This is a genomic window from Trichlorobacter ammonificans, from assembly GCF_933509905.1.
Taxonomy (GTDB): domain Bacteria; phylum Desulfobacterota; class Desulfuromonadia; order Geobacterales; family Pseudopelobacteraceae; genus Trichlorobacter; species Trichlorobacter ammonificans.
Window position 1 is genome coordinate 2,098,503 of record NZ_OW150024.1, and the last position, 17,873, is coordinate 2,116,375.

Sequence of the window (17,873 nt, forward strand, 5' to 3'; positions counted from 1 at the left end):
GAAACTCAGTCCTCCGGGTTCAGGTCTTCCAGCTCACGGATGACGAAGCGGCCATGCTTCTGAATCAGGCGGTCGTCGAACCATATCTCTCCGTCACGCATCAGGCGTACCATGTCCCAGTGTACGGCGGAACGGTTGCCGTTGTCCGCCTCGTCGTAAGCCTGACCGGGGGTGAAGTGAATGGAGCCGAAGATTTTCTCGTCGAACAGGATATTACGCATCGGCGTTCTGATACCGGGGTTGACCCCCAGGGAAAATTCACCGATATAGCGGGCCCCTTCGTCGGTATCGAGAATCTTGTTGAGGGGGCCGGTCATCTCCCCGGCAGTTGCCTTCACGATCTTGCCATCCCTGAATTCCAGCCGGATGTTGTTGAACTCCCGTCCCTGGTACAGGGTGGGACAGTTGTAGGTAATATGCCCCTGCACCGAGTCCCGCACCGGCGCCGTGAATACTTCGCCATCGGGAATATTGAAGCGGCCGTCGCACTTGACGCTGTTCAGTCCCTTGATACTGAAGGAAAGATCGGTGTCCGGCCCCTTCAGGCGGACCGACGCGGTTTTGTCCATCAGCTTCTTCAGCTTTTCCATCTTGCGGGATTCGACCGCCCAGTCGACATTGCAGGCGCCAAAGAGATAGGACTCGTACTCCTCCAGGGACATGCGGGCCTCCTGGGCGCCACCGTGGGTGGGGAAGCGGGTCACCACCCACTTGGTATGCTTCACCCGCTGGTCCACCAGGGGACGGGTCAGTTTCTGGTAGGCCCCCATCGCCTTCTGGTTGCTGGTGGCGTTGACCATGGAGTTCTCGCCGGCGGAAATACCGATGTAGGCGGTGAGGGTCTTGTAGAAGTCCAGCTTGTGTTGCGGAAAGACTTCCAGCTGGCGTTTGGAGGCAAGGTTGTAGAACTGCCGGTCGATCTCCGGGTCGGAAAAACTATATTCGACATAGTCGGCTCCCCGCTTCAGGCAGAGGGCGTACAACTCTTTCACCAACGGCGCCGCCTCGAAACCGGCGGCCGAGATCAGTACCCGGTCACCTTTTTTGATACGGGTGGAATAATCGACCAGAACCCTGGCCATTTCGGCTACGCGGGGATCGTACATCTGAAAGCTCCTTTTCCGCTCCGGAGGCTCCCTACGGGCTTATGCTGCCCCATGGCATATCCGGGCCCAGTTTTCACTTTGTATCGGGGGCGCTTTGCGTTACAACAGCGTGTCACCTACCGTCAGGAGGGAGTTTTTACATGAAACCCCGCGAGATTGAAACCAAAATTATGAGTCCGCTGCTGGGCAGCACCATCCCGCTGCCGAGCCGCGCCACCGACGGTTCCGCTGCTCTGGATCTGCGTGCCTGCATCGACGTTCCCACGACCATCCAACCCGGCGACACCGCAATCATCCCCAGCGGCATCGCCATCAGCATCCACGACCCGGCACTGGTGGCGATCCTGGCCCCCCGCTCCGGCCTGGGGATCAGGCACGGCATTGTGCTGGCCAACGCTATCGGCGTCATCGACAGCGACTACCAGGGGGAAATCATGGTGGGGCTACGTAATCAGGGTGAGGTGCCGTACACCGTGACACCGGGAGAGCGGATCTGCCAGATGCTGTTCATGCCGGTGGTACAAGCCGACCTGCGGGTCGTCGAGGCGTTCAGCGAGGAAAGCGTGCGGGGCAGCGGTGGGCTGGGGTCGACGGGGAAACATTAAAAACCTTAATGCATCGCACGCGGATCATATCTGATTTTGGCGGATGTATGCGGATAAACATTAGATAGATAAGATTTTAAAAATCCGCGTACATCCGCTCAATCAGCATAATCTGCGTGCCATTGCCTTTGATCTGCCTACGCCAAAATCCCCCGGCAGTCGTCGAAGCAGTGCCCGTCCATTCTGCCCATAATCTGGATGTTCAGGCTTTCCTCCCGGAACAGCTCGTTTGCCAGACGGAGCAGATCGTCGGCGGTGACGGCGTCGAGCCCGGCCATTATCTCCTCGATCGGCTGGTAGCGGCCGAAATTGAGATAGCTGCGGGCCAGCCGCGACATGTAGCTGTCGCTGGACTCCAGGGACATCAATATCTTCCCCTTGATCTGCTCCCTGGTGCTGTCCAGTTCGTCGCGGGGTACCGGCTCCCGCTTCAGGCGGGCCATTTCGGCCAGGATGATTTTCAGCGATTCGCAACTGCGCTCCCGCTCGGTGCCGGCGTAGACCGCCAGGGAACCGGCATCGGCAAAGGAGGAGACGTACGAATAGACCGAATAGGCCAGTCCCCGTTTTTCCCGTATCTCCTCGAACAGCCGTGAGCTCATCCCCCCGCCCAGGATGGCGTTCAGGGTCATCAGGGCATAGCGGTCCGGCGAGGTGACCGGCAGTCCCTCGGTTCCCAGGCAGAGCAGGGTCTGCTCCAGATCGCGTTCGCACAACTCCAGCACCTGGCCGGAACTGCTGCGACCCGCCGTCCCCCCCTCGCGGCGCGGCTCACCGGGGAGCATACGGGAAAACGGTTCCTGCAAGAGGTCGATCAACGCCTGATGCTCCACGCCGCCGGCCGCCGCAATCATGATTTCGCTGGGACGGTACCAGTGGTCCCGGAAGCCGACGATCTCGTCACGGGCAAGGGACTCTATGGTCTCGGCAGTGCCCAGGATCGGATGCCCCAGGGGGTGTCCCTTCCAGAAACTGCGGTGCAGCCGGTCGTGGATGCTCTCCTCCGGCGCATCGTCCCGCATCTTGATCTCCTGCAGCACCACCTTGCGCTCTTTCTCGATCTCATCGGGTGGGAAGGCAGAGTGCAGAAACATGTCGCCGAGGATGTCGGACACCTGCGGCAGCACGCTGGCCAGCGCCTTGGCGTAGTAGCAGACGTACTCGTAGCCGGTGAAGGCGTTGAGCATCCCCCCCAGGGAGTCGATCTCCCGGGTGATCTGGCGGGCCGTGCGCCGCTCGGTCCCCTTGAACAACAGATGCTCGATGAAATGGGCCACTCCCTCTTCGGCGGGCCGCTCATTACGGGCGCCGTTGGCCACCCAGATTCCCAGCGAAACCGTGTGCATCCCCGGCACCTGCTGGGACACCACCCGGACACCATTATCGAACGTTGTTTCCTGTACCATGGGGGACAGTCTACCCCGCTTTTCCATGATTGCAACTCCTCCCATCAGATTGTTGCCCTGCATGCCGGTTTTCTGCTATGAACAGCCCTGTTCACATTCTACCGTTGAAAAGGCCCCCCCATGAACTGTCTCACCACAGCGCTGCCCGGCGTACTGCTGCTGGAACCGAAGGTCTTTGGCGACGACCGCGGCTTCTTCTTCGAAAGCTTCAATCAGCGGGTCTGGCAGCAGGTGACCGGCCTCAAGGTTGCCTTTGTCCAGCACAACCACTCCCGCTCGGCCAGAAACGTCCTGCGCGGCCTGCATTACCAGATCCGCCGCCCCCAGGGGAAGCTGGTGCGGGTCATTGCCGGCGAGGTGTTCGACGTGGCCGTGGATATCCGCCGTTCCTCCCCCACCTTCGGTCAGTGGTTCGGCACCCTGCTCTCCGCAGAGAACAAGCGCCAAGTGTGGATACCGGCAGGGTTTGCCCACGGTTTCTGCGTCACTTCCGACCATGCCGAGTTCCTCTACCTGACCACCGACTACTGGGCGCCGGAGCACGAGCGCTGCATCGCCTGGAACGATCCGTCCATCGCTATTGACTGGCCCCTGGCCGGCGAGCCGCTGCTCTCCGCCAAGGATATGACGGGGACCCCGCTTGAGCAGGCCGACCTGTTTGACTGAGCAGCGCAACGATACCGCCTGGCTGCTGCTGCTGTGCAGCAGCCAGATATTCATCATGCTGGTGTTCATCAACTACTCGGCCATCCTGCCGCTTCTGAAGGCCGAGTGGGGCATGAACAACACCCGGGCCGGCATCATCTTCTCCGTCTACCAACTGGGCTACATCGCCTCCGGCGTCCTGCTCAGTACCCTCTCCGACCGCCTCAATATCCGCTGGATATTTCTTGCCTCCGCCGCCTGGTCCTGCATCGCCAACCTGCTCTTCGCCCTCTGCGCCCACGACTACCTCTCCGGCCTGCTACTGCGGGGGCTGACCGGCATCGGCATGGGAGGAACCTACATGCCGGGGCTCAAGCTGGTGGCGGAACGGTTCGACAGCGCCCGGCGGGGACGGGCCATCGGCATGTATGTCGGAGCCCTGGTACTGGGTGCATCCCTCTCCCTGGTGGTACCGGGAGTGATTGCCGGCATCTGGGGCTGGCGGATCGCCATGATCGCCTGCTCGATCGGCGTCTTCATCGGCATCTGCCTGGCGGTACCGGTCTTTCGCGGTTACCGTCCCCAGCCCGCCGCCACAAGTCCCCGGGGATTTTCCGGCGAAATACTGCAAAACCGCCCCGCACTGCTGGTGATTCTCGGCTACGCCGGCCACATGTGGGAAATGTACGGCATGCGTAGCTGGCTGGCCCCTTTCTTCACCGCTGCCCTTACCGGCTGGGGGATGACGACGGGCAAAGCCACGGTGACCGCAGCGGCCATTGCCGCGGCTCTGGTGGGGCTGGGCACCTTCTCCACCGCCCTCACCGGCCTTCTGTCCGACCGTTTCGGACGTACCCGTACCGTGGCCGCGGTGATGGTCGGCAGCGCCTGCTGCTCCCTCATCTTCGGCTGGCTGATCCATACCACGATCTGGCTGGCGCTGGGGGTGGGCATCCTGTACGGCTGGCTGATTGTGGCGGAATCCCCGGTCTTTTCCACCGCCCTCACCGAGGTGGTGGCTCCCGGTTACCTGGGGGCCGCCATGGGGATGCAGTCACTGGTGGGCTACACCATGGGGATGATCTCGCCGGCGGTGTTCGGCTGGGCCCTGGACCGTTTCCAGGGGTGGCAGCCGCTGCCCGGCATCGACGGTTCCTGGGGACTGGCCTTTTCCACCCTGGCCCTGGGGGCGCTCCTGGGACCGCTCTTCATGTGGCGGTTGCACCGCCACCCGGAAAGCGTGCGGATGGCCCAGGGCAGGCGGTAGCGGTTCACACAGATGAGCTCAGCTCCGGCAGAGAAAATACCGGCGCAGCAGCAGCGAGCAGCAGAACAGGGCAAAGGCCAGCAGGATGATAGTGGCACCGGTGGGGAGATTCAGCGCAAAGGAAAGCATGATTCCCCCCGTCACCGAGAGCAGCGACACTCCCACCGCTGCCAGCACCGTCATCCGGAACCCCCGCGCCACCTGCAGGGCCGTGGCCGCCGGCAGGATCAGCAGGGCCGAGATGAGCATCACTCCCACCAGCTTCATCGCCAGCACCACGGTCAGGGCGGTGAGCACCGCCAGCAGACTATTCAGAAAACGGACATTGATGCCGGAGACCGCCGCCAGTTCCTCGTTGAACGTGAGCGCGGCCAGATCGTGGAAATAGAGCCACAGTAAGCCGGTCACCACAACGAACAGGCCCGCTGCCACCAGCAGTTCGGCTCGGCTGATGGCCAGAATGCTGCCGAAGAGGTAGCTCATCAGGTCCACTCCGTACCCGCGCCCCAACACCGCCAGCACCACCCCCAGGGAGACCCCCAGGGAGGAGACGATGCCGATGGCTGCGTCGCCGCCCAGGCGGGCGTTGCCGGCAAGCCGCAGGATCCCCAGGGAGGAAAGCAGCACCACCGGCACGGAAACCAGCAACATGGCCGCCCCCTCCAGCCCGGCGAACAGGGCCAGGGCCACACTGCCGAAACTGACGTGGGCCAGACCGTCGCCGATCAGGGAAAAACGGCGCAGCACCAGGAACACCCCCAGCACGGCGCAGAGCACGCCGATCAGCACGCCCGCCACAAGCGCCCGCTGCATGAAGCCGTAGGTGAACAGTTCAAGAATCATCATGGTCCCGTTATTAGTGCGTTCTCACGCAGAGCCGCGAAGTGCGCGGAGAAAACCGAACATCAAAGGCAATGGCACGCGGATTACGCGGATGTGGCGGATGTACGCAGATTTCAAAATCTTTTTCCTGGTGTGATGTATCCGCACGGATCCGCTCAAATCCGGCCTTTTCCGCGTGCAAGGATTTTCACTCCGTGTTCTCCTCGGCTCCACGTAAGCAGGTTCAATGCCTATGGCAGATCAGGTGCTGGGCATGCTCCCCAAAGAAGGCGGTCATTTCCGGCGAGTAGCAGAACTCGTCGAATCCGCCCCAGAAGAGTACCGTCTTGTCCAGGTAGAGCATCCGCGAGGCATGGGTGCCGATGACGCCGATATCGTGGGTTACCAGCAGTACCGTCGTGTTGGTAGTCCGGTTCATGTCGCCCACCAGTGCATAGAACTGCTCCCGTATCTCCGGATCAAGGGCCGCCGTCGGCTCGTCCAGGATCAGCAGGCGGGGGGAAGCAACCAGGGCCCGGGCCAGTAACGCACGCTGCTGCTGACCGCCGGACAGTTCGCCGATCAGCCGTTTTCCCAAGTGGGCGATTCCCAGCAGGCCAAGGACCTCCTCGACCCGACGATGATCCTGCTGCTGCATCCGCCGGGGAAATCCCTTGCCGGCCAACAGTCCCAGCCGGACCACTTCCGTGACCGTTGCCGGGAAGGAGGGGGTGAGCGGTCCCAGGTTCTGGGGCAGGTAGCCCACCAACTGCCACTGCCGGAACTGCTCCAGGGGGGTGTCGAAGAGGCTGATGGAGCCGGCCGCACGCGGAACCAGTCCCAACAGGGCCTTTACCAGCGTGCTCTTGCCGGAACCGTTGGGACCGACGATCCCCACGTACGCTCCTGCCGGCACCGAAAAGGAGACCTCTTCCAGAACATTCTCCGCTCCGCGGCGGCAAACGATATCCCTGGCCTCGATCACTGCCGGCATGCCAGTCCGGTCCGCAGGTTTTTCAGGTTCTCGTCCATCAGGTCGAAAAAGGTGATTCCCCGGGACAACTCACCCTTGCCCAGATTATGGGCTCCGTGGAGCTTTAGCACGGTGACGCCGGTTTCGCGGCCGATGGTTTCGGCAATCCGGGGCGACAGCAGTTCTTCGGTAAAAACCGCACGGCTGCCGGTGCTCCGCACCAGCCGCACCAGTTCGGCCAGCCGTCGCGGAGTCGGCTCCACCTCGGCGGAGACACCGGCAGCGGCACGGTAGGTCAGGTTGTAACGACGTCCCAGGTAGCCGAAGGCGTTGTGCCCGCCATGGATCACCACCCGGCTGGCGCAGGAGGCCAGACCGTCGCGGTAGCGCCGGTCCAGGTCCTCCAGCCGTGTCGCAAGCTGCGCTGCCCGCTGCCGGTACTGCGGGGCACCGGCGGGGTCGGCCTGGGCAAGGGCCGCGGCAATCCGTTCCACCATCAGCCGACTGTTGGCGAAATCCAGCCAGACGTGGGGATCGACACCATGCTGTTCGCCGGCAGGATGCTTGTCGTGATCAGCGTGTGCCGCCTCATCATCGAGCTCCAGCAGCGACACCCCTTCGGCAGCCGCCAGGACCCGCGTGGCGCCGCGATCCGTTCCGGCCAGCAGCCGTCCGGCCCAGGGCTCCATGAACGGTCCGGTATAGACGAACAGCGCCGCCTGCCGGATACGGGCCATCTCCTCCGGCCTCGGCTCGAAGTGGTGCGGTTCCACGCCGGGAGGCAGCAGCAGCGTCACCTCCATTCGCTCCCCCGCCAGGGTACGGGCGAAATCGTACAGCGGGAAGATGGTGGTCACCACCACCGGCCGCTTCCGGCTGTCGGCCCGCTTCCCGTCGGCAGGGCAGCCACTCAGCAGCGGCAGCGCCACGACCAGCAGAAGCAGTCTGAACAGTATTCCCATGTCCGGCATCCTTCTTTGGTGCTTCAATGCAAAAAGCCGGGGAAAACACCCGGCTTCCTGCCGAAATCTCGGTACAACATGCTATTCGTCGCCGAAGGCCGCGAAGGACTCCCGCTCAGCCTCGGAGAACATCCGGTCGACGTCCATGATGATCAGCAGACGTTCGGCATGGTTGAACACACCGGTGATGAACTCCTGGTCGATATTGCCGGACACCATGGCCGGCGGCGGCTGGATCTCGCTGGAATGAATCCGGATCACCTCGGAAACCCCGTCCACGATGAAGCCGGTGAGTCCGCCAGCCACGTCCATGACCATGATCCGGGTATGGCTGTCGTGATCGGCATCCATGAGGCCGAACCGCTTGCGCATGGAAATGATCGGGATCACCTTCCCCCGCAGGTTGATGATTCCCTCCACGTAGTGAGGGGTATTGGGCATCTTGGTAATGGCCGGCATCCGGATGATCTCGCGCACCTTCAGCACTTCGACGCCGTACTCTTCATTGCTGAGCATGAAGCTGACCAGCTGGATCAGCTGATCCCTGGTTCCGGCCGCAACGTCGCCCTTCTTGACCAGCGCTGTGGTAGACATGAACAACCTCCTTGAGACGTTTCAAGTGGTGCAGATCAGGCTCAGAACAATACCATTAAATCCGATTGATGCAACACTGTTTTCACCACAGCCCCGCCAGCGGTCCGGAGGCGGCGGCCAGGTCGTCGATCCTGCGTGCCAGCTGCGCTTCCTCCTCCAGCGGTGGCGCGTGGAACGGCTTGCGCCGGGCATCGATCACCAGCGCTCCGCTGCATCCCCAGTGCCGTCCCGTGGTCGCGGCACCGACACCGTAGATATCCACGGCAGGATTGGAGCGGGTAAAGGTAACCCAGAGCAGATTGTCCAAGGTGCGGGCCGTGAACTCGCTGTCGTCGACCAGCACCACCAGCGGCAGTCCCTCCGGCAGGGGACATTCCTGCCAGAAGGCGCAGAAGCGCTCGATGTGCGGGTCCTGCTCCCCCCTCCCCTGCTGCGCCGCACCGGTCTGCACTACCAGCACCCCCGGCAGGGCCAGGCGCGGTGCGCCGCACCCTTCCGGCAACGGCAGGTGGGCGGGCAGTGCGGTGGCCAGGCTGCGCCGCACCGGCCCGGCAGCGGCCATGACCACCTTGGAGCCGCTGTTCAGTCCCTGGCCCGAGTAGTCCAGGGTATCGATGGTGGTGGCGGTCTGGAAGTGAAGGTCCCGCCGCCAGTCCACCCGCGCCAGCAGATGCTGCAGGAACTCGTCGACCTGATGGATATCCAGGGCAGGGTTGTCGTCTTCCGCCACGATCAGCAGGTACTTGGCCAGGGAAAGCTGCCCCTGCCCCAGGATGGCGTTGGCCTGGGTCAAAAGCTCCATGGGGCGGGTCACGCCGTCGTACGGAGTGTACCGTTCGGAACCGATGGCCAGAAGCAGCGGATGGACCCCGGCGGCGTCCACGGCATGGACCGCCTTCACGCCGGGCAGCACCGTGGGGATCAGATCGCCGGTCAGCTCGTGGATGAAGGCGCCGAAGGAGGTATCCTCCTGGGGGGGACGTCCCACGGTGGTGAAGGGCCAGACGGCGTCGGGGCGGTGGTAGACCGCCTCCACCTCCACAAAGGGGAAGGGATGTTCCAGACTGTAGTAGCCCAGGTGGTCGCCGAAGGGGCCTTCCGGCAGGGTTGCCGTGGGCTCGATGGAGCCGACGATGCAAAAGTCCGCCTCGGCCGGCACCGGCAAGTGCCCCGGCAACGTTGCCATCGCTATTCGCTGCCCTGCCAGCAGCCCGGCAAAGGAAAGTTCCGGCATCCCCTCCGGCAGCGGCATCACCGCGGCCACGGTCATGGCCGGGGCTCCACCGACGAAGATGTTCACCTTCAGCCGCTCCCCCCGGGCCTTTGCCTCGGCATGGTGCACCCCGATACCGCGGTGGATCTGGTAGTGCAGCCCTGCCTGCCGGTCCGGTTCATACCGGTTGCCGGCCAGCTGTACCCGGTACATCCCCAGGTTGGATTTCCCGACCCCCGGCTTCAGCGGCGATTCGCTGTACACCTGGGGCAGGGTGATGAAGGGGCCGCCGTCCAGGGGCCAGGAGACCAGCCGGGGCAGCTGCGCCAGGGTGGTACGGCACCTCAGCACCGGTGCGGAGGAGGGCGCCACGGTCTTCGGCAGCAGGTGGCGGGCCTTGAGCCCGGCTCCCAGGCTGTCCAGCGGATCGCGCAGGGCGGTGAACGGATTGATCTTCAGCCGCACCAGGGTTTCGATGGTCTTCAGGCTGTCCCGGAACAGGAAACGGGTCCGTTCCAGGGTGCCGAACAGGTTCCCCAGCAGCGGGAAGGACGAGCCGGTGACGTTGGTAAAGAGCAGGGCCGGTCCACCGGCCCGGTAGACCCGGCGCTGAATCATGCCCGCTTCAAGGTATGGATCCACCGGAATCCCGATGCGGCGAAGCCGGCCGTGGCGTTCCAGATCGGCGATGCAGGACTGAAGATCTGCGTATCCCATGCAGCGATTCTCTTTTCTTGATGGCGTTTGAAACAACATAGGCTATCATCCGGCGCATGTCACTTCAAGCGTGACCATCTCAATGATCCGGCCGACGACGATTCATGCTCAAACCGACCCTGTTCAAAAAGTTTCTCTTCCCGTCCCTGCTCATTGCCCTGGGGCCGCTCCTGGCGGTGTCGGTCCTGCTTTACACCGGCCTGGAGCAGGTACGCGACCACCTGGCCCAGGAAGTGGCCCGGACCGCCGATCGGCAGGTCTCGGAAACCCTCCAGAACCGTGCCCGCCAGGTGGCGGAGTCGATTACCCATTTTCTCAGGGAACGGGAAAACGACCTGCGTTTTCTCTCCCGTTTTTCCCACGACCGGCAGATGCTCCTCGGTTTTTACGCCGTCAGCCGTCGTGAAATCTGGCAGATTCGCAACGGACGGGAAGAACGCCGCCAGATTCCCCTTTACCGCTCCATTGCCCTGATCGGTCCCGATGGCCGGGAGCGACTGGTAGTCCGGGATGGCGAACCTGTTCCCGCGACTGCCCTGCGTGACGTCTCCCGTCCGGAGCAGACCGAATTCAAAACTGAAACCTACTTTCGCGATATTCGGCGGCTGAAGCCGGGAGAGATCTACGTCTCGCGGGTTACCGGCTTTCATGTCACCACCCCGGAACAGCAGGCAGGCCGTCAGTTCGAAGGGGTGATCCGCTTCGGCATGCCGCTGTTCCGTGCCGACGGACGCTTCGACGGTGCCCTGATTCTTTCCCTTGATCATCGCCACCTGATGGAATTCAGCCAGCATATCGACCCCGGTCCCGGCTACAGTTTCGTGGAGCCGAGCTATGAGAGCGCCAACTACGCCTTTCTGTTCGACGACGAGGGCTGGATCATCACCCACCCCAAGTACTGGGATCTGCGGGGACTGGATGCCAACGGCCGGCTGGTCCCCCCCTATTCGGCCCGCTCCAGCCGGGAGGACATCGAAACCGGCCGCATTCCGTTCAACCTCGACCATGCCGGCTTCATCCATCCCAACTACCCGCGGGTCGCGGAGGCGGTCCGCCAGCACCGGGTCGGCTCCGTTGAAACCACCAACGTGGGACGTTCACGCAAGATCATGGCCTACGCACCGATCATCTACGACACCGGCACCTACCGCCGGCACGGCATTTTCGGCGGTGTCACCATCGGCCTGCAGATGGACCAGTATTACGAGCAGTCCAGTTCCGGCAGCCGGCTGATCAACCGGCAGCTGCGCCAGTTCCGCTACCGCAGCGCCTGGATCATGACCCTGACGGCCCTGCTGGCCGCTCTGGCCGCCTGGCGGCTGGCCCGGGGAATCATCAAGCCGATCCAGAAGCTGAACCAGGAGGCCCACCGCCTGGCCGCCGGCGACGCCGCCTCCCCCATCGCCGTTTCCGGCAGCGACGAACTGGCCCAGTTGACCGAAACCTTCAACCACATGGCCCGGGAACTGGAAGAACGGCGCCTGAACCTGCTCTCCACCCTGGAACAGCTCCAGCAGTCGCGGCGCGACATCCTTGATGAGCGGAACTTCAAGGAGAGCATCCTGGAAAGTATCTCCAGCGCCATCCTCACCTTCGACACCGGTGGCCGGCTTACCTCCACCAACAGCACGGCCCACAGTTTTCTCGGCCGGACCTGGCCCCTGGGCAGCCACTACGCAACGGTCTTCAGCGCCTGGGAGGGGGTACCGGCCCGCGTCGCCCGGGCGCTGAGCGAAGGAAGCGGCTACGGGCGGGAGCCGCTCAAGCTGCGCCGGGATTCCGGCATCCGCCATTTCGACCTGGGAATTTTCCCCATCGGTCCGGAGGGGAGCCAGGGACTGACCGTCACCCTGCGGGACGAAACCATCCGGGAAAAGCTGCGGGAGGAGACCATCCGCCTGGACCGGCTGGCCTCGCTGGGCCGGTTGGCGGCCGGTATTTCCCACGAGATTCGCAACCCGCTTACCGGCGTCACCCTGCTTTTGGACGATCTCCATGACCGGGCCGCCCTGGCACGGGAAGACCGGGAGATGCTGGGACGGGCCATGGCGGAGATCGAACGGGTGGAACGGCTGGTAGCCTCACTGCTCAGCTTCGCTTCCCCGCCGCAGGCCGAATTCAGGATGGGACGCCTGGACGAAACCGTACAGGAGGTGGCGCTGCTGCTCAAACGCTCCTGCCGGCGCCAGCAGATCGAGCTGATCACCGACTGCCGCCGGCTGGAACCGTTCCCCTTTGATCCGGACAAGATCCGCCAGGCGGTGCTGAATCTGCTCAAGAATGCCCTGGAGGCGATGCCCGACGGCGGACGGCTGACCCTGAGCCTGCAGGAGGAGGAACAGCAGGCGGTCCTGCGGGTGGCCGACACCGGATCGGGGATCGCCGAGGCGGACCTGCCGCTGCTGTTCGAACCATTCTTCACCCGCAAGGGGGCCAGCACCGGCCTGGGGCTCTCCATCACCCGCCGTATCATCGAGGAGCATGGCGGCAGCATCGTTGCCGAGAATCGTTCCGCCGGGGGCGCCTGTTTCACGGTGCGGCTGCCAATGACGCCGGGCAGGCAGCAATGAAATCGGAACAAGGTTTGCATAAAAAATCGCCCAACAACCTGACCAACGGGCAGAGGACAATGGAATCGATCCTGATCATCGACGACGAACCGTTTATCCGCGAAAACGTCCAGCGGGTGCTGTCGGAAGACGGCTACCGGGTGCTGGAGGCTGCCGACGGCGCCCAGGCACGGGAGCTGGTGCTGTCCGACGAAGTGGACCTGGCGCTGCTGGACCTGAACCTGGGACAGGAAGACGGCCTGGAGCTGCTCAAGTCCCTGCGGGAGCTGGATCCCCACCTGCTGGTGATCATCATCACCGGCTACGGCTCGGTGGAATCGGCGGTGGAGGCGTTGCGCCTGGGAGCCTACGACTACGTCAAAAAGCCGTTCAAGGCCGATGCCCTGCGGGTCATCGTCAAGCTGGCGCTGCAGACCCAGGAACTGAAGCGGGAGGTGCGGGCACTGAAGCGGGAAGGCGGCATGCCGGGCAGCACACCGTTGCTGGGCGACAGTCCCGCCTTTACCCAAGTGGTGAACCAGTTGCGCGACGTGGCCCGTATCCCCACCGCCACCGTGCTGATCACCGGCGAATCCGGCACCGGCAAAGAGTTGGCCGCCCGGGCGATTCACACCCTGTCCGACCGCTGCGACGCGCCCTTTGTGGCGGTCAACTGCGCCTCCATTCCAACGGAACTGATGGAAAGCGAGCTGTTCGGCCACGAGCGGGGCGCCTTCACCGGCGCGGTCATCCGCAAGACCGGCCTGTTTGAGGAGGCCAACGGCGGCACCATCTTCCTGGACGAAATCGGCGACATGTACGCCTCCCTGCAGGCCAAACTGCTGCGGGTACTGCAGGAACGCACCATCCGCCGGGTGGGAGGTGGCCGCGACCTGCCGGTGGATCTGCGGGTCATCGCCGCCACCAACCGCAACCTGCAGGAACGGATCAAACAGGGAACCTTTCGGGAGGACCTCTACTACCGCCTGAACGTGGTGCCGCTCCATCTCCCGCCGCTCAGGGAACGGCGGGAGGATATCGGCCTGCTGGCCAAGTACTTCCTGGACAGCTTCAGCCGCTCCTTCGGAAAATCGTTCCAGGGAATCTCCGCCGCCGCCCTGGAGCTGCTCAGCACCTACGCCTGGCCCGGCAACGTCCGTGAACTGCGCAACGTCATCGAGCGGATCTGCATCATGCGCAACGCCACCTGGCTTGAGCCGGAACACCTGCCGGCGGAGTTGCATGCCGTGATCCTTCCTCCTACCTCCGTCCAGCCCGCCGGCGGCCTGGAACAGGCGGTTGCCGAGTTCGAACGCCAGATGATCGCCCGCGCCCTGGCCGAGACCGACGGCAACGTGGTCAAGGCTGCCCTTGCCCTGAAGATCCCCCGCGGCACCCTGCGCTACAAGATGGAAAAGTACGCTTTATGAGCCGAAACAGAAAAACTCAAAGATTTTAAAGCATTACAAGATCTTTACACATTTTTTATGGCCAAAAACCGCCACTACGTCCCGCCCCCCGCGCTCCCACACCGTCCCCTCCGTTCGAACCAGCAGCATATCATACTGTAATCCCTATAAAAAAACTGAACAGCACCTCCCCCACACCCTTCGGCACACCATTTGCCATAGAACCGCATTCCGCTATGACAGTAACACGCATGCACTCGCTTGCATCACAACTCAAAGGAGGAGTATCCAAATGTTCAAGAAGATCAGCGTTGCCGTTCTGACCCTGGCCCTGGCCCTGCCGCTGGGCGCACAGGCATCCCCCATTGTCATCAAGTTCAGCCACGTGGTCGCCACCAACACCCCCAAGGGAGCCGCTGCCGAGTACTTCAAGAAGCTGGCAGAGGAGCGCACCAAAGGCAAGGTCAAGGTGGAGGTCTACCCCAACAGCCAGCTCTACAAGGACAAGGAAGAGATGGAGGCCCTGCAGCTGGGCGCCGTGCAGATGCTGGCCCCTTCCCTGGCCAAGTTCGCCCCCTTGGGCCTGAAAGAGTTCGAGGTATTCGACCTGCCCTTCATCTTTGACGACTACAAGGACCTCCATGCCGTAACGCAAGGACCGGTGGGGGCCAAGCTGCTCAAGAAGCTGGAAAGCAAGGGGCTGATGGGCCTGGCTTACTGGGACAACGGCTTCAAGGTCATGTCCGCCAACAAGCCGCTCAAGAATGTTGCCGATTTCAGGGGGCTCAAGATGCGCATCCAGTCCTCCAAGGTGCTGGACTCCCAGATGCGCTCCGTGGGTGCCATTCCCCAGGTCATGGCCTTCTCGGAAGTCTACCAGGCACTGCAGACCGGCGTGGTGGACGGCACCGAGAACCCGCCGTCAAACCTTTACACCCAGAAGATGCATGAAGTGCAGAAGTACGTCACCGTCTCCAACCACGGCTACCTGGGCTACGCCGTGCTGGTGAACAAGAAGTTCTGGATGGGCCTGCCGGCCGACATCCGCGCCACCCTGGAAGGGGCCATGAAGGATGCCACCAAGTACGCCAACGACATCGCCAAGAAGGACAACGACGACGCCCTGGCGGCAGTGAAGAAGTCCGGCAAGTCCCAGATCATCACCCTGACCCCGGCCGAGCGCCAGGCATGGAAGAAGGCCATGGACAAGGCCCACAAGGACAACGCTGCCCGCATCGGCAACGACATCGTCCAGGAAGTCTACAAGGCAACCGGCTACAACCCCAACTGAGTCCAACCTGATCAACATCGGCCGCTGCGGCCTCCGCAGCGGCCTTTTTTGCGAACAACTCCGGGAGAGAACCCATGATGAAATATCTGGATCACTTAGAGGAAATTATCATCACCTTCCTCATCGGCGCGGCAACGCTGATCATCTTTGCCGCCGTGCTGCACCGCTACGCCGCCGGCCTGCCGATCCCCGGCCTGCAGGACTGGCTGCTGGGCATCAACCTGGGCTGGGCCCAGGAGCTCTGTATCTACATGTTCGTCTGGATGGCCAAGTTCGGCGCTGCCTACGGCGTCCGCACCGGCATCCATGTCGGCGTGGACGTACTGGTCACCCGCCTGCCGGAGCCATGGCGGATAAAGTGCGTGCTGCTGGGGATTACCGGCGGTGCGCTCTTCACCGGCATCATCGGCGCCCTGGGAGCCGCCTTTGTCTGGGAGAACGGCATGCATTACGCCGTCTACAGCAAGCTGGGGATGGATGTTTCGGAAATCATTGAAGGGCCCATCACGCCGGATCTTGAGTGGCCCACCTGGATCATCTATTCCGCCGTTCCCCTGGGGTCGTTCCTGATGTGCTTCCGTTTCCTGCAGGTGGGCTGGGCGTTCTTCCGCACCGGTGAGCTGCCCCATCACGACCACGGCCACGTGGACGGCATCGAAGAGGAAGCTGTGGACTCCACTGACGCTCTCGAAGAGTACGAGGAGCATAAATTTGACCACGAGACCAGCGGAGGAGGCGTAAAATGAGTTCAACTGCCATCACATTTGAGGTTTTCAGTAAAAAGAAGGCCGCTCTCTGGTTGCTCGGTATTGCCGTCGTATTGTTCGGTCTGAGCTCCCTGGGACATGCCGGTATCGTCTTTGCGCTGCTGGCCGGCCTGATGCTGACCGGCATGCCGATCTCCATCTCCCTGGGCCTGACCGTCTTGGTCTTTCTCTTCTTCTTCTCCAACGTCCCCACCGAAGCGGTGGCGTTAAAGCTCTTCACCGGCATCGAGAAGTTCGAGATCATGGCCATCCCCTTCTTCATCCTGGCCGGCAACTTCCTGACCCACGGCGGCGTGGCCAAGCGGATGATCAACTTCGCCACCGCACTGGTGGGACACCTAAACGGTGGCCTGGCCCTGGGCGGTATCGTGGCCTGCGCCCTGTTTGCCGCGGTATCCGGCTCCAGCCCCGCCACCGTGGTGGCCATCGGCTCCATCCTGTTGCCGGCCATGGTCAAGCAAGGCTACCCGATGAAGTTCGGCGTCGGCGTCATCGGCACCGCCGGCGGCCTGGGAATCCTGATCCCCCCCTCCATCGTCATGGTCATCTACGCCGTTTCCACCAACGCCTCCATCGGCCAGTTGTTCATCGCCGGCATCATCCCCGGCATTCTGCTGGCCCTGACCCTGATGGCCGTCACCTGGGTAGTGGCCAAAAAGCGCAACTACCCCCGGCAGCCACGGGCCTCCTTCAGTGAAATCGTTCGCACCTTCCGCGAGAGTGTCTGGGGACTGTTCCTGATCGTGGTGGTCATCGGCGGTATCTACTCCGGCCTGTTCACTCCCACCGAGGCGGCCGCCATGAGCGCAGTCTACGCCTTCTTCGTCTCGGTCTTCGTCTACCGCGACCTGGGGCTGAAGGACATCCCCAAGGTGCTGCTTTCCTCGGCCAGCATGTCCGCAATGCTGCTCTACATCATCACCAACGCCGTGCTCTTCTCCTTCCTGCTCACCTCCGAACAGGTGCCCCAGAACCTCACCGCCTGGATGGTGGGACTGGGCCTCTCATCCGTCACGTTCCTGATCTTCGTCAATATCCTGCTGCTGGCGGCCGGCAACTTCATGGAGCCCTCCTCCATCCTGCTGATTACCGCGCCGCTGCTCTTCCCCATGGCCATGGAGCTGGGCATCGATCCGATCCACCTGGGGGTGCTGATGACCGTCAACATGGAGATCGGCATGATCACCCCGCCGGTGGGCCTGAACCTCTACGTTGCCAGCGGTATATCACGGCTGGGACTGACTGAGACCACCAAGGCCTGCGCCCCCTGGATTCTGGTGATGCTGGTTTACCTCACCATCATTACCTACATCCCCGCCATCTCCCTCTGGCTGCCCAACCTGCTCTACAAGTAGCAGCCACAAGCCATACCCCCGCACCATCAGCGGGCCTGTCCAACGGACAGGCCCGCTTTTTATCCCGCTGATAGTTTTCTCTGCCCGCCAGTGTTACGGGTGATCATCCTGGGGCCGAAACGCCATTACTTATCATTTCTTTATGGCCAAAATCCGCCACACCATCATGGCTAAAATTCGCCACGAGGCCTT

The 17,873-nt window shown here is 62.7% G+C and carries 15 protein-coding genes; 8 read left to right on the forward strand and 7 right to left on the reverse strand.

What is annotated here, in order from left to right; genetic code table 11:
• Nucleotides 1-5: 5 nt before the first annotated feature.
• Nucleotides 6-1,106 carry an aminopeptidase gene (locus tag RAK07_RS09475; protein WP_305732590.1) on the reverse strand — a complete coding sequence of 367 codons (1,101 nt, stop codon included), beginning with the start codon at nucleotides 1,104-1,106 and terminating at the stop codon, nucleotides 6-8.
• 140 nt (nucleotides 1,107-1,246) lie between these two features.
• Between RAK07_RS09475 and dut the strand changes: the two genes are divergently transcribed.
• Nucleotides 1,247-1,711 carry a dUTP diphosphatase gene (gene dut, locus RAK07_RS09480; RefSeq protein WP_305732591.1) on the forward strand — a complete coding sequence of 155 codons (465 nt, stop codon included), beginning with the start codon at nucleotides 1,247-1,249 and terminating at the stop codon, nucleotides 1,709-1,711.
• A 137-nt stretch (nucleotides 1,712-1,848) separates the two neighbouring features.
• Here dut and RAK07_RS09485 read toward each other — a convergent pair whose 3' ends face one another.
• Nucleotides 1,849-3,144, reverse strand: a complete 1,296-nt coding sequence (locus tag RAK07_RS09485; protein ID WP_305732592.1) for a M16 family metallopeptidase — start codon at nucleotides 3,142-3,144, stop codon at nucleotides 1,849-1,851.
• Between the two features lie 93 nt (nucleotides 3,145-3,237).
• On the opposite strand from RAK07_RS09485, the gene rfbC reads away from it, so the two are divergent.
• Both rfbC and RAK07_RS09495 read left to right on the forward strand, forming a co-directional pair.
• Nucleotides 3,238-3,783, forward strand: a complete 546-nt coding sequence (rfbC, locus tag RAK07_RS09490) for a dTDP-4-dehydrorhamnose 3,5-epimerase (RefSeq protein WP_305732593.1) — start codon at nucleotides 3,238-3,240, stop codon at nucleotides 3,781-3,783.
• A complete protein-coding gene (locus RAK07_RS09495; RefSeq protein WP_305732594.1) occupies nucleotides 3,776-5,029 on the forward strand; it encodes an MFS transporter in 1,254 nt (417 codons plus the stop codon). Before rfbC ends, RAK07_RS09495 begins: the two co-directional genes overlap by 8 nt.
• A gap of 18 nt (nucleotides 5,030-5,047) precedes the next feature.
• On the opposite strand, the gene RAK07_RS09500 is transcribed toward RAK07_RS09495, so the two are convergent.
• The 5 genes from RAK07_RS09500 to RAK07_RS09520 all read right to left on the reverse strand — a co-directional run bounded on the left by RAK07_RS09500 (nucleotide 5,048) and on the right by RAK07_RS09520 (nucleotide 10,310).
• Entirely contained in the window at nucleotides 5,048-5,875 is an 828-nt protein-coding gene (locus RAK07_RS09500; RefSeq protein WP_305732595.1) for a metal ABC transporter permease, read from the reverse strand.
• Between the two features lie 220 nt (nucleotides 5,876-6,095).
• Nucleotides 6,096-6,845, reverse strand: a complete 750-nt coding sequence (locus tag RAK07_RS09505) for a metal ABC transporter ATP-binding protein (protein WP_305732596.1) — start codon at nucleotides 6,843-6,845, stop codon at nucleotides 6,096-6,098.
• Nucleotides 6,833-7,786 carry a metal ABC transporter solute-binding protein, Zn/Mn family gene (locus RAK07_RS09510; protein WP_305732597.1) on the reverse strand — a complete coding sequence of 318 codons (954 nt, stop codon included), beginning with the start codon at nucleotides 7,784-7,786 and terminating at the stop codon, nucleotides 6,833-6,835. The genes RAK07_RS09505 and RAK07_RS09510 overlap by 13 nt, the downstream gene beginning before the upstream one ends.
• Before the next feature lie 81 nt (nucleotides 7,787-7,867).
• Nucleotides 7,868-8,380 carry a chemotaxis protein CheW gene (locus tag RAK07_RS09515; RefSeq protein WP_305732598.1) on the reverse strand — a complete coding sequence of 171 codons (513 nt, stop codon included), beginning with the start codon at nucleotides 8,378-8,380 and terminating at the stop codon, nucleotides 7,868-7,870.
• 82 nt (nucleotides 8,381-8,462) lie between these two features.
• Nucleotides 8,463-10,310 carry a UbiD family decarboxylase gene (locus RAK07_RS09520; protein WP_305732599.1) on the reverse strand — a complete coding sequence of 616 codons (1,848 nt, stop codon included), beginning with the start codon at nucleotides 10,308-10,310 and terminating at the stop codon, nucleotides 8,463-8,465.
• 104 nt (nucleotides 10,311-10,414) lie between these two features.
• On the opposite strand from RAK07_RS09520, the gene RAK07_RS09525 reads away from it, so the two are divergent.
• The 5 genes from RAK07_RS09525 (at nucleotide 10,415) to RAK07_RS09545 (ending at nucleotide 17,681) form a co-directional block, all read left to right on the forward strand.
• The gene (locus RAK07_RS09525; protein ID WP_305732600.1) at nucleotides 10,415-12,880 is read left to right on the forward strand and encodes an ATP-binding protein; all 2,466 of its coding nucleotides are present in this window, start codon (nucleotides 10,415-10,417) and stop codon (nucleotides 12,878-12,880) included.
• Between the two features lie 59 nt (nucleotides 12,881-12,939).
• The gene (locus RAK07_RS09530; RefSeq protein ID WP_305732601.1) at nucleotides 12,940-14,289 is read left to right on the forward strand and encodes a sigma-54-dependent transcriptional regulator; all 1,350 of its coding nucleotides are present in this window, start codon (nucleotides 12,940-12,942) and stop codon (nucleotides 14,287-14,289) included.
• Nucleotides 14,290-14,560: 271 nt separating this feature from the next.
• On the forward strand, nucleotides 14,561-15,559 hold the full coding sequence (locus RAK07_RS09535) for a TRAP transporter substrate-binding protein (RefSeq protein ID WP_305732602.1): 999 nt from the start codon (nucleotides 14,561-14,563) through the stop codon (nucleotides 15,557-15,559).
• 74 nt (nucleotides 15,560-15,633) lie between these two features.
• Nucleotides 15,634-16,305 carry a TRAP transporter small permease gene (locus RAK07_RS09540; RefSeq protein WP_305732603.1) on the forward strand — a complete coding sequence of 224 codons (672 nt, stop codon included), beginning with the start codon at nucleotides 15,634-15,636 and terminating at the stop codon, nucleotides 16,303-16,305.
• Nucleotides 16,302-17,681, forward strand: coding sequence for a TRAP transporter large permease (locus RAK07_RS09545; protein ID WP_305732604.1), 1,380 nt, complete (start codon nucleotides 16,302-16,304; stop codon nucleotides 17,679-17,681). The genes RAK07_RS09540 and RAK07_RS09545 overlap by 4 nt, the downstream gene beginning before the upstream one ends.
• Nucleotides 17,682-17,873 lie beyond the last annotated feature (192 nt).

What these genes read in the sequence shown, in the direction of transcription:
- RAK07_RS09475 (WP_305732590.1), bottom strand. Translation starts at nt 1,106, where the DNA reads ATGTACGATCCCCGCGTAGCCGAAATGGCCAGGGTTCTGGTCGATTAT.
- dut (WP_305732591.1), top strand. Translation starts at nt 1,247, where the DNA reads ATGAAACCCCGCGAGATTGAAACCAAAATTATGAGTCCGCTGCTGGGC.
- RAK07_RS09485 (WP_305732592.1), bottom strand. Translation starts at nt 3,144, where the DNA reads ATGGAAAAGCGGGGTAGACTGTCCCCCATGGTACAGGAAACAACGTTC.
- rfbC (WP_305732593.1), top strand. Translation starts at nt 3,238, where the DNA reads ATGAACTGTCTCACCACAGCGCTGCCCGGCGTACTGCTGCTGGAACCG.
- RAK07_RS09500 (WP_305732595.1), bottom strand. Translation starts at nt 5,875, where the DNA reads ATGATGATTCTTGAACTGTTCACCTACGGCTTCATGCAGCGGGCGCTT.
- RAK07_RS09505 (WP_305732596.1), bottom strand. Translation starts at nt 6,845, where the DNA reads ATGCCGGCAGTGATCGAGGCCAGGGATATCGTTTGCCGCCGCGGAGCG.
- RAK07_RS09510 (WP_305732597.1), bottom strand. Translation starts at nt 7,786, where the DNA reads ATGGGAATACTGTTCAGACTGCTTCTGCTGGTCGTGGCGCTGCCGCTG.
- RAK07_RS09515 (WP_305732598.1), bottom strand. Translation starts at nt 8,380, where the DNA reads ATGTCTACCACAGCGCTGGTCAAGAAGGGCGACGTTGCGGCCGGAACC.
- RAK07_RS09520 (WP_305732599.1), bottom strand. Translation starts at nt 10,310, where the DNA reads ATGGGATACGCAGATCTTCAGTCCTGCATCGCCGATCTGGAACGCCAC.
- RAK07_RS09525 (WP_305732600.1), top strand. Translation starts at nt 10,415, where the DNA reads ATGCTCAAACCGACCCTGTTCAAAAAGTTTCTCTTCCCGTCCCTGCTC.
- RAK07_RS09530 (WP_305732601.1), top strand. Translation starts at nt 12,940, where the DNA reads ATGGAATCGATCCTGATCATCGACGACGAACCGTTTATCCGCGAAAAC.
- RAK07_RS09535 (WP_305732602.1), top strand. Translation starts at nt 14,561, where the DNA reads ATGTTCAAGAAGATCAGCGTTGCCGTTCTGACCCTGGCCCTGGCCCTG.
- RAK07_RS09540 (WP_305732603.1), top strand. Translation starts at nt 15,634, where the DNA reads ATGATGAAATATCTGGATCACTTAGAGGAAATTATCATCACCTTCCTC.
- RAK07_RS09545 (WP_305732604.1), top strand. Translation starts at nt 16,302, where the DNA reads ATGAGTTCAACTGCCATCACATTTGAGGTTTTCAGTAAAAAGAAGGCC.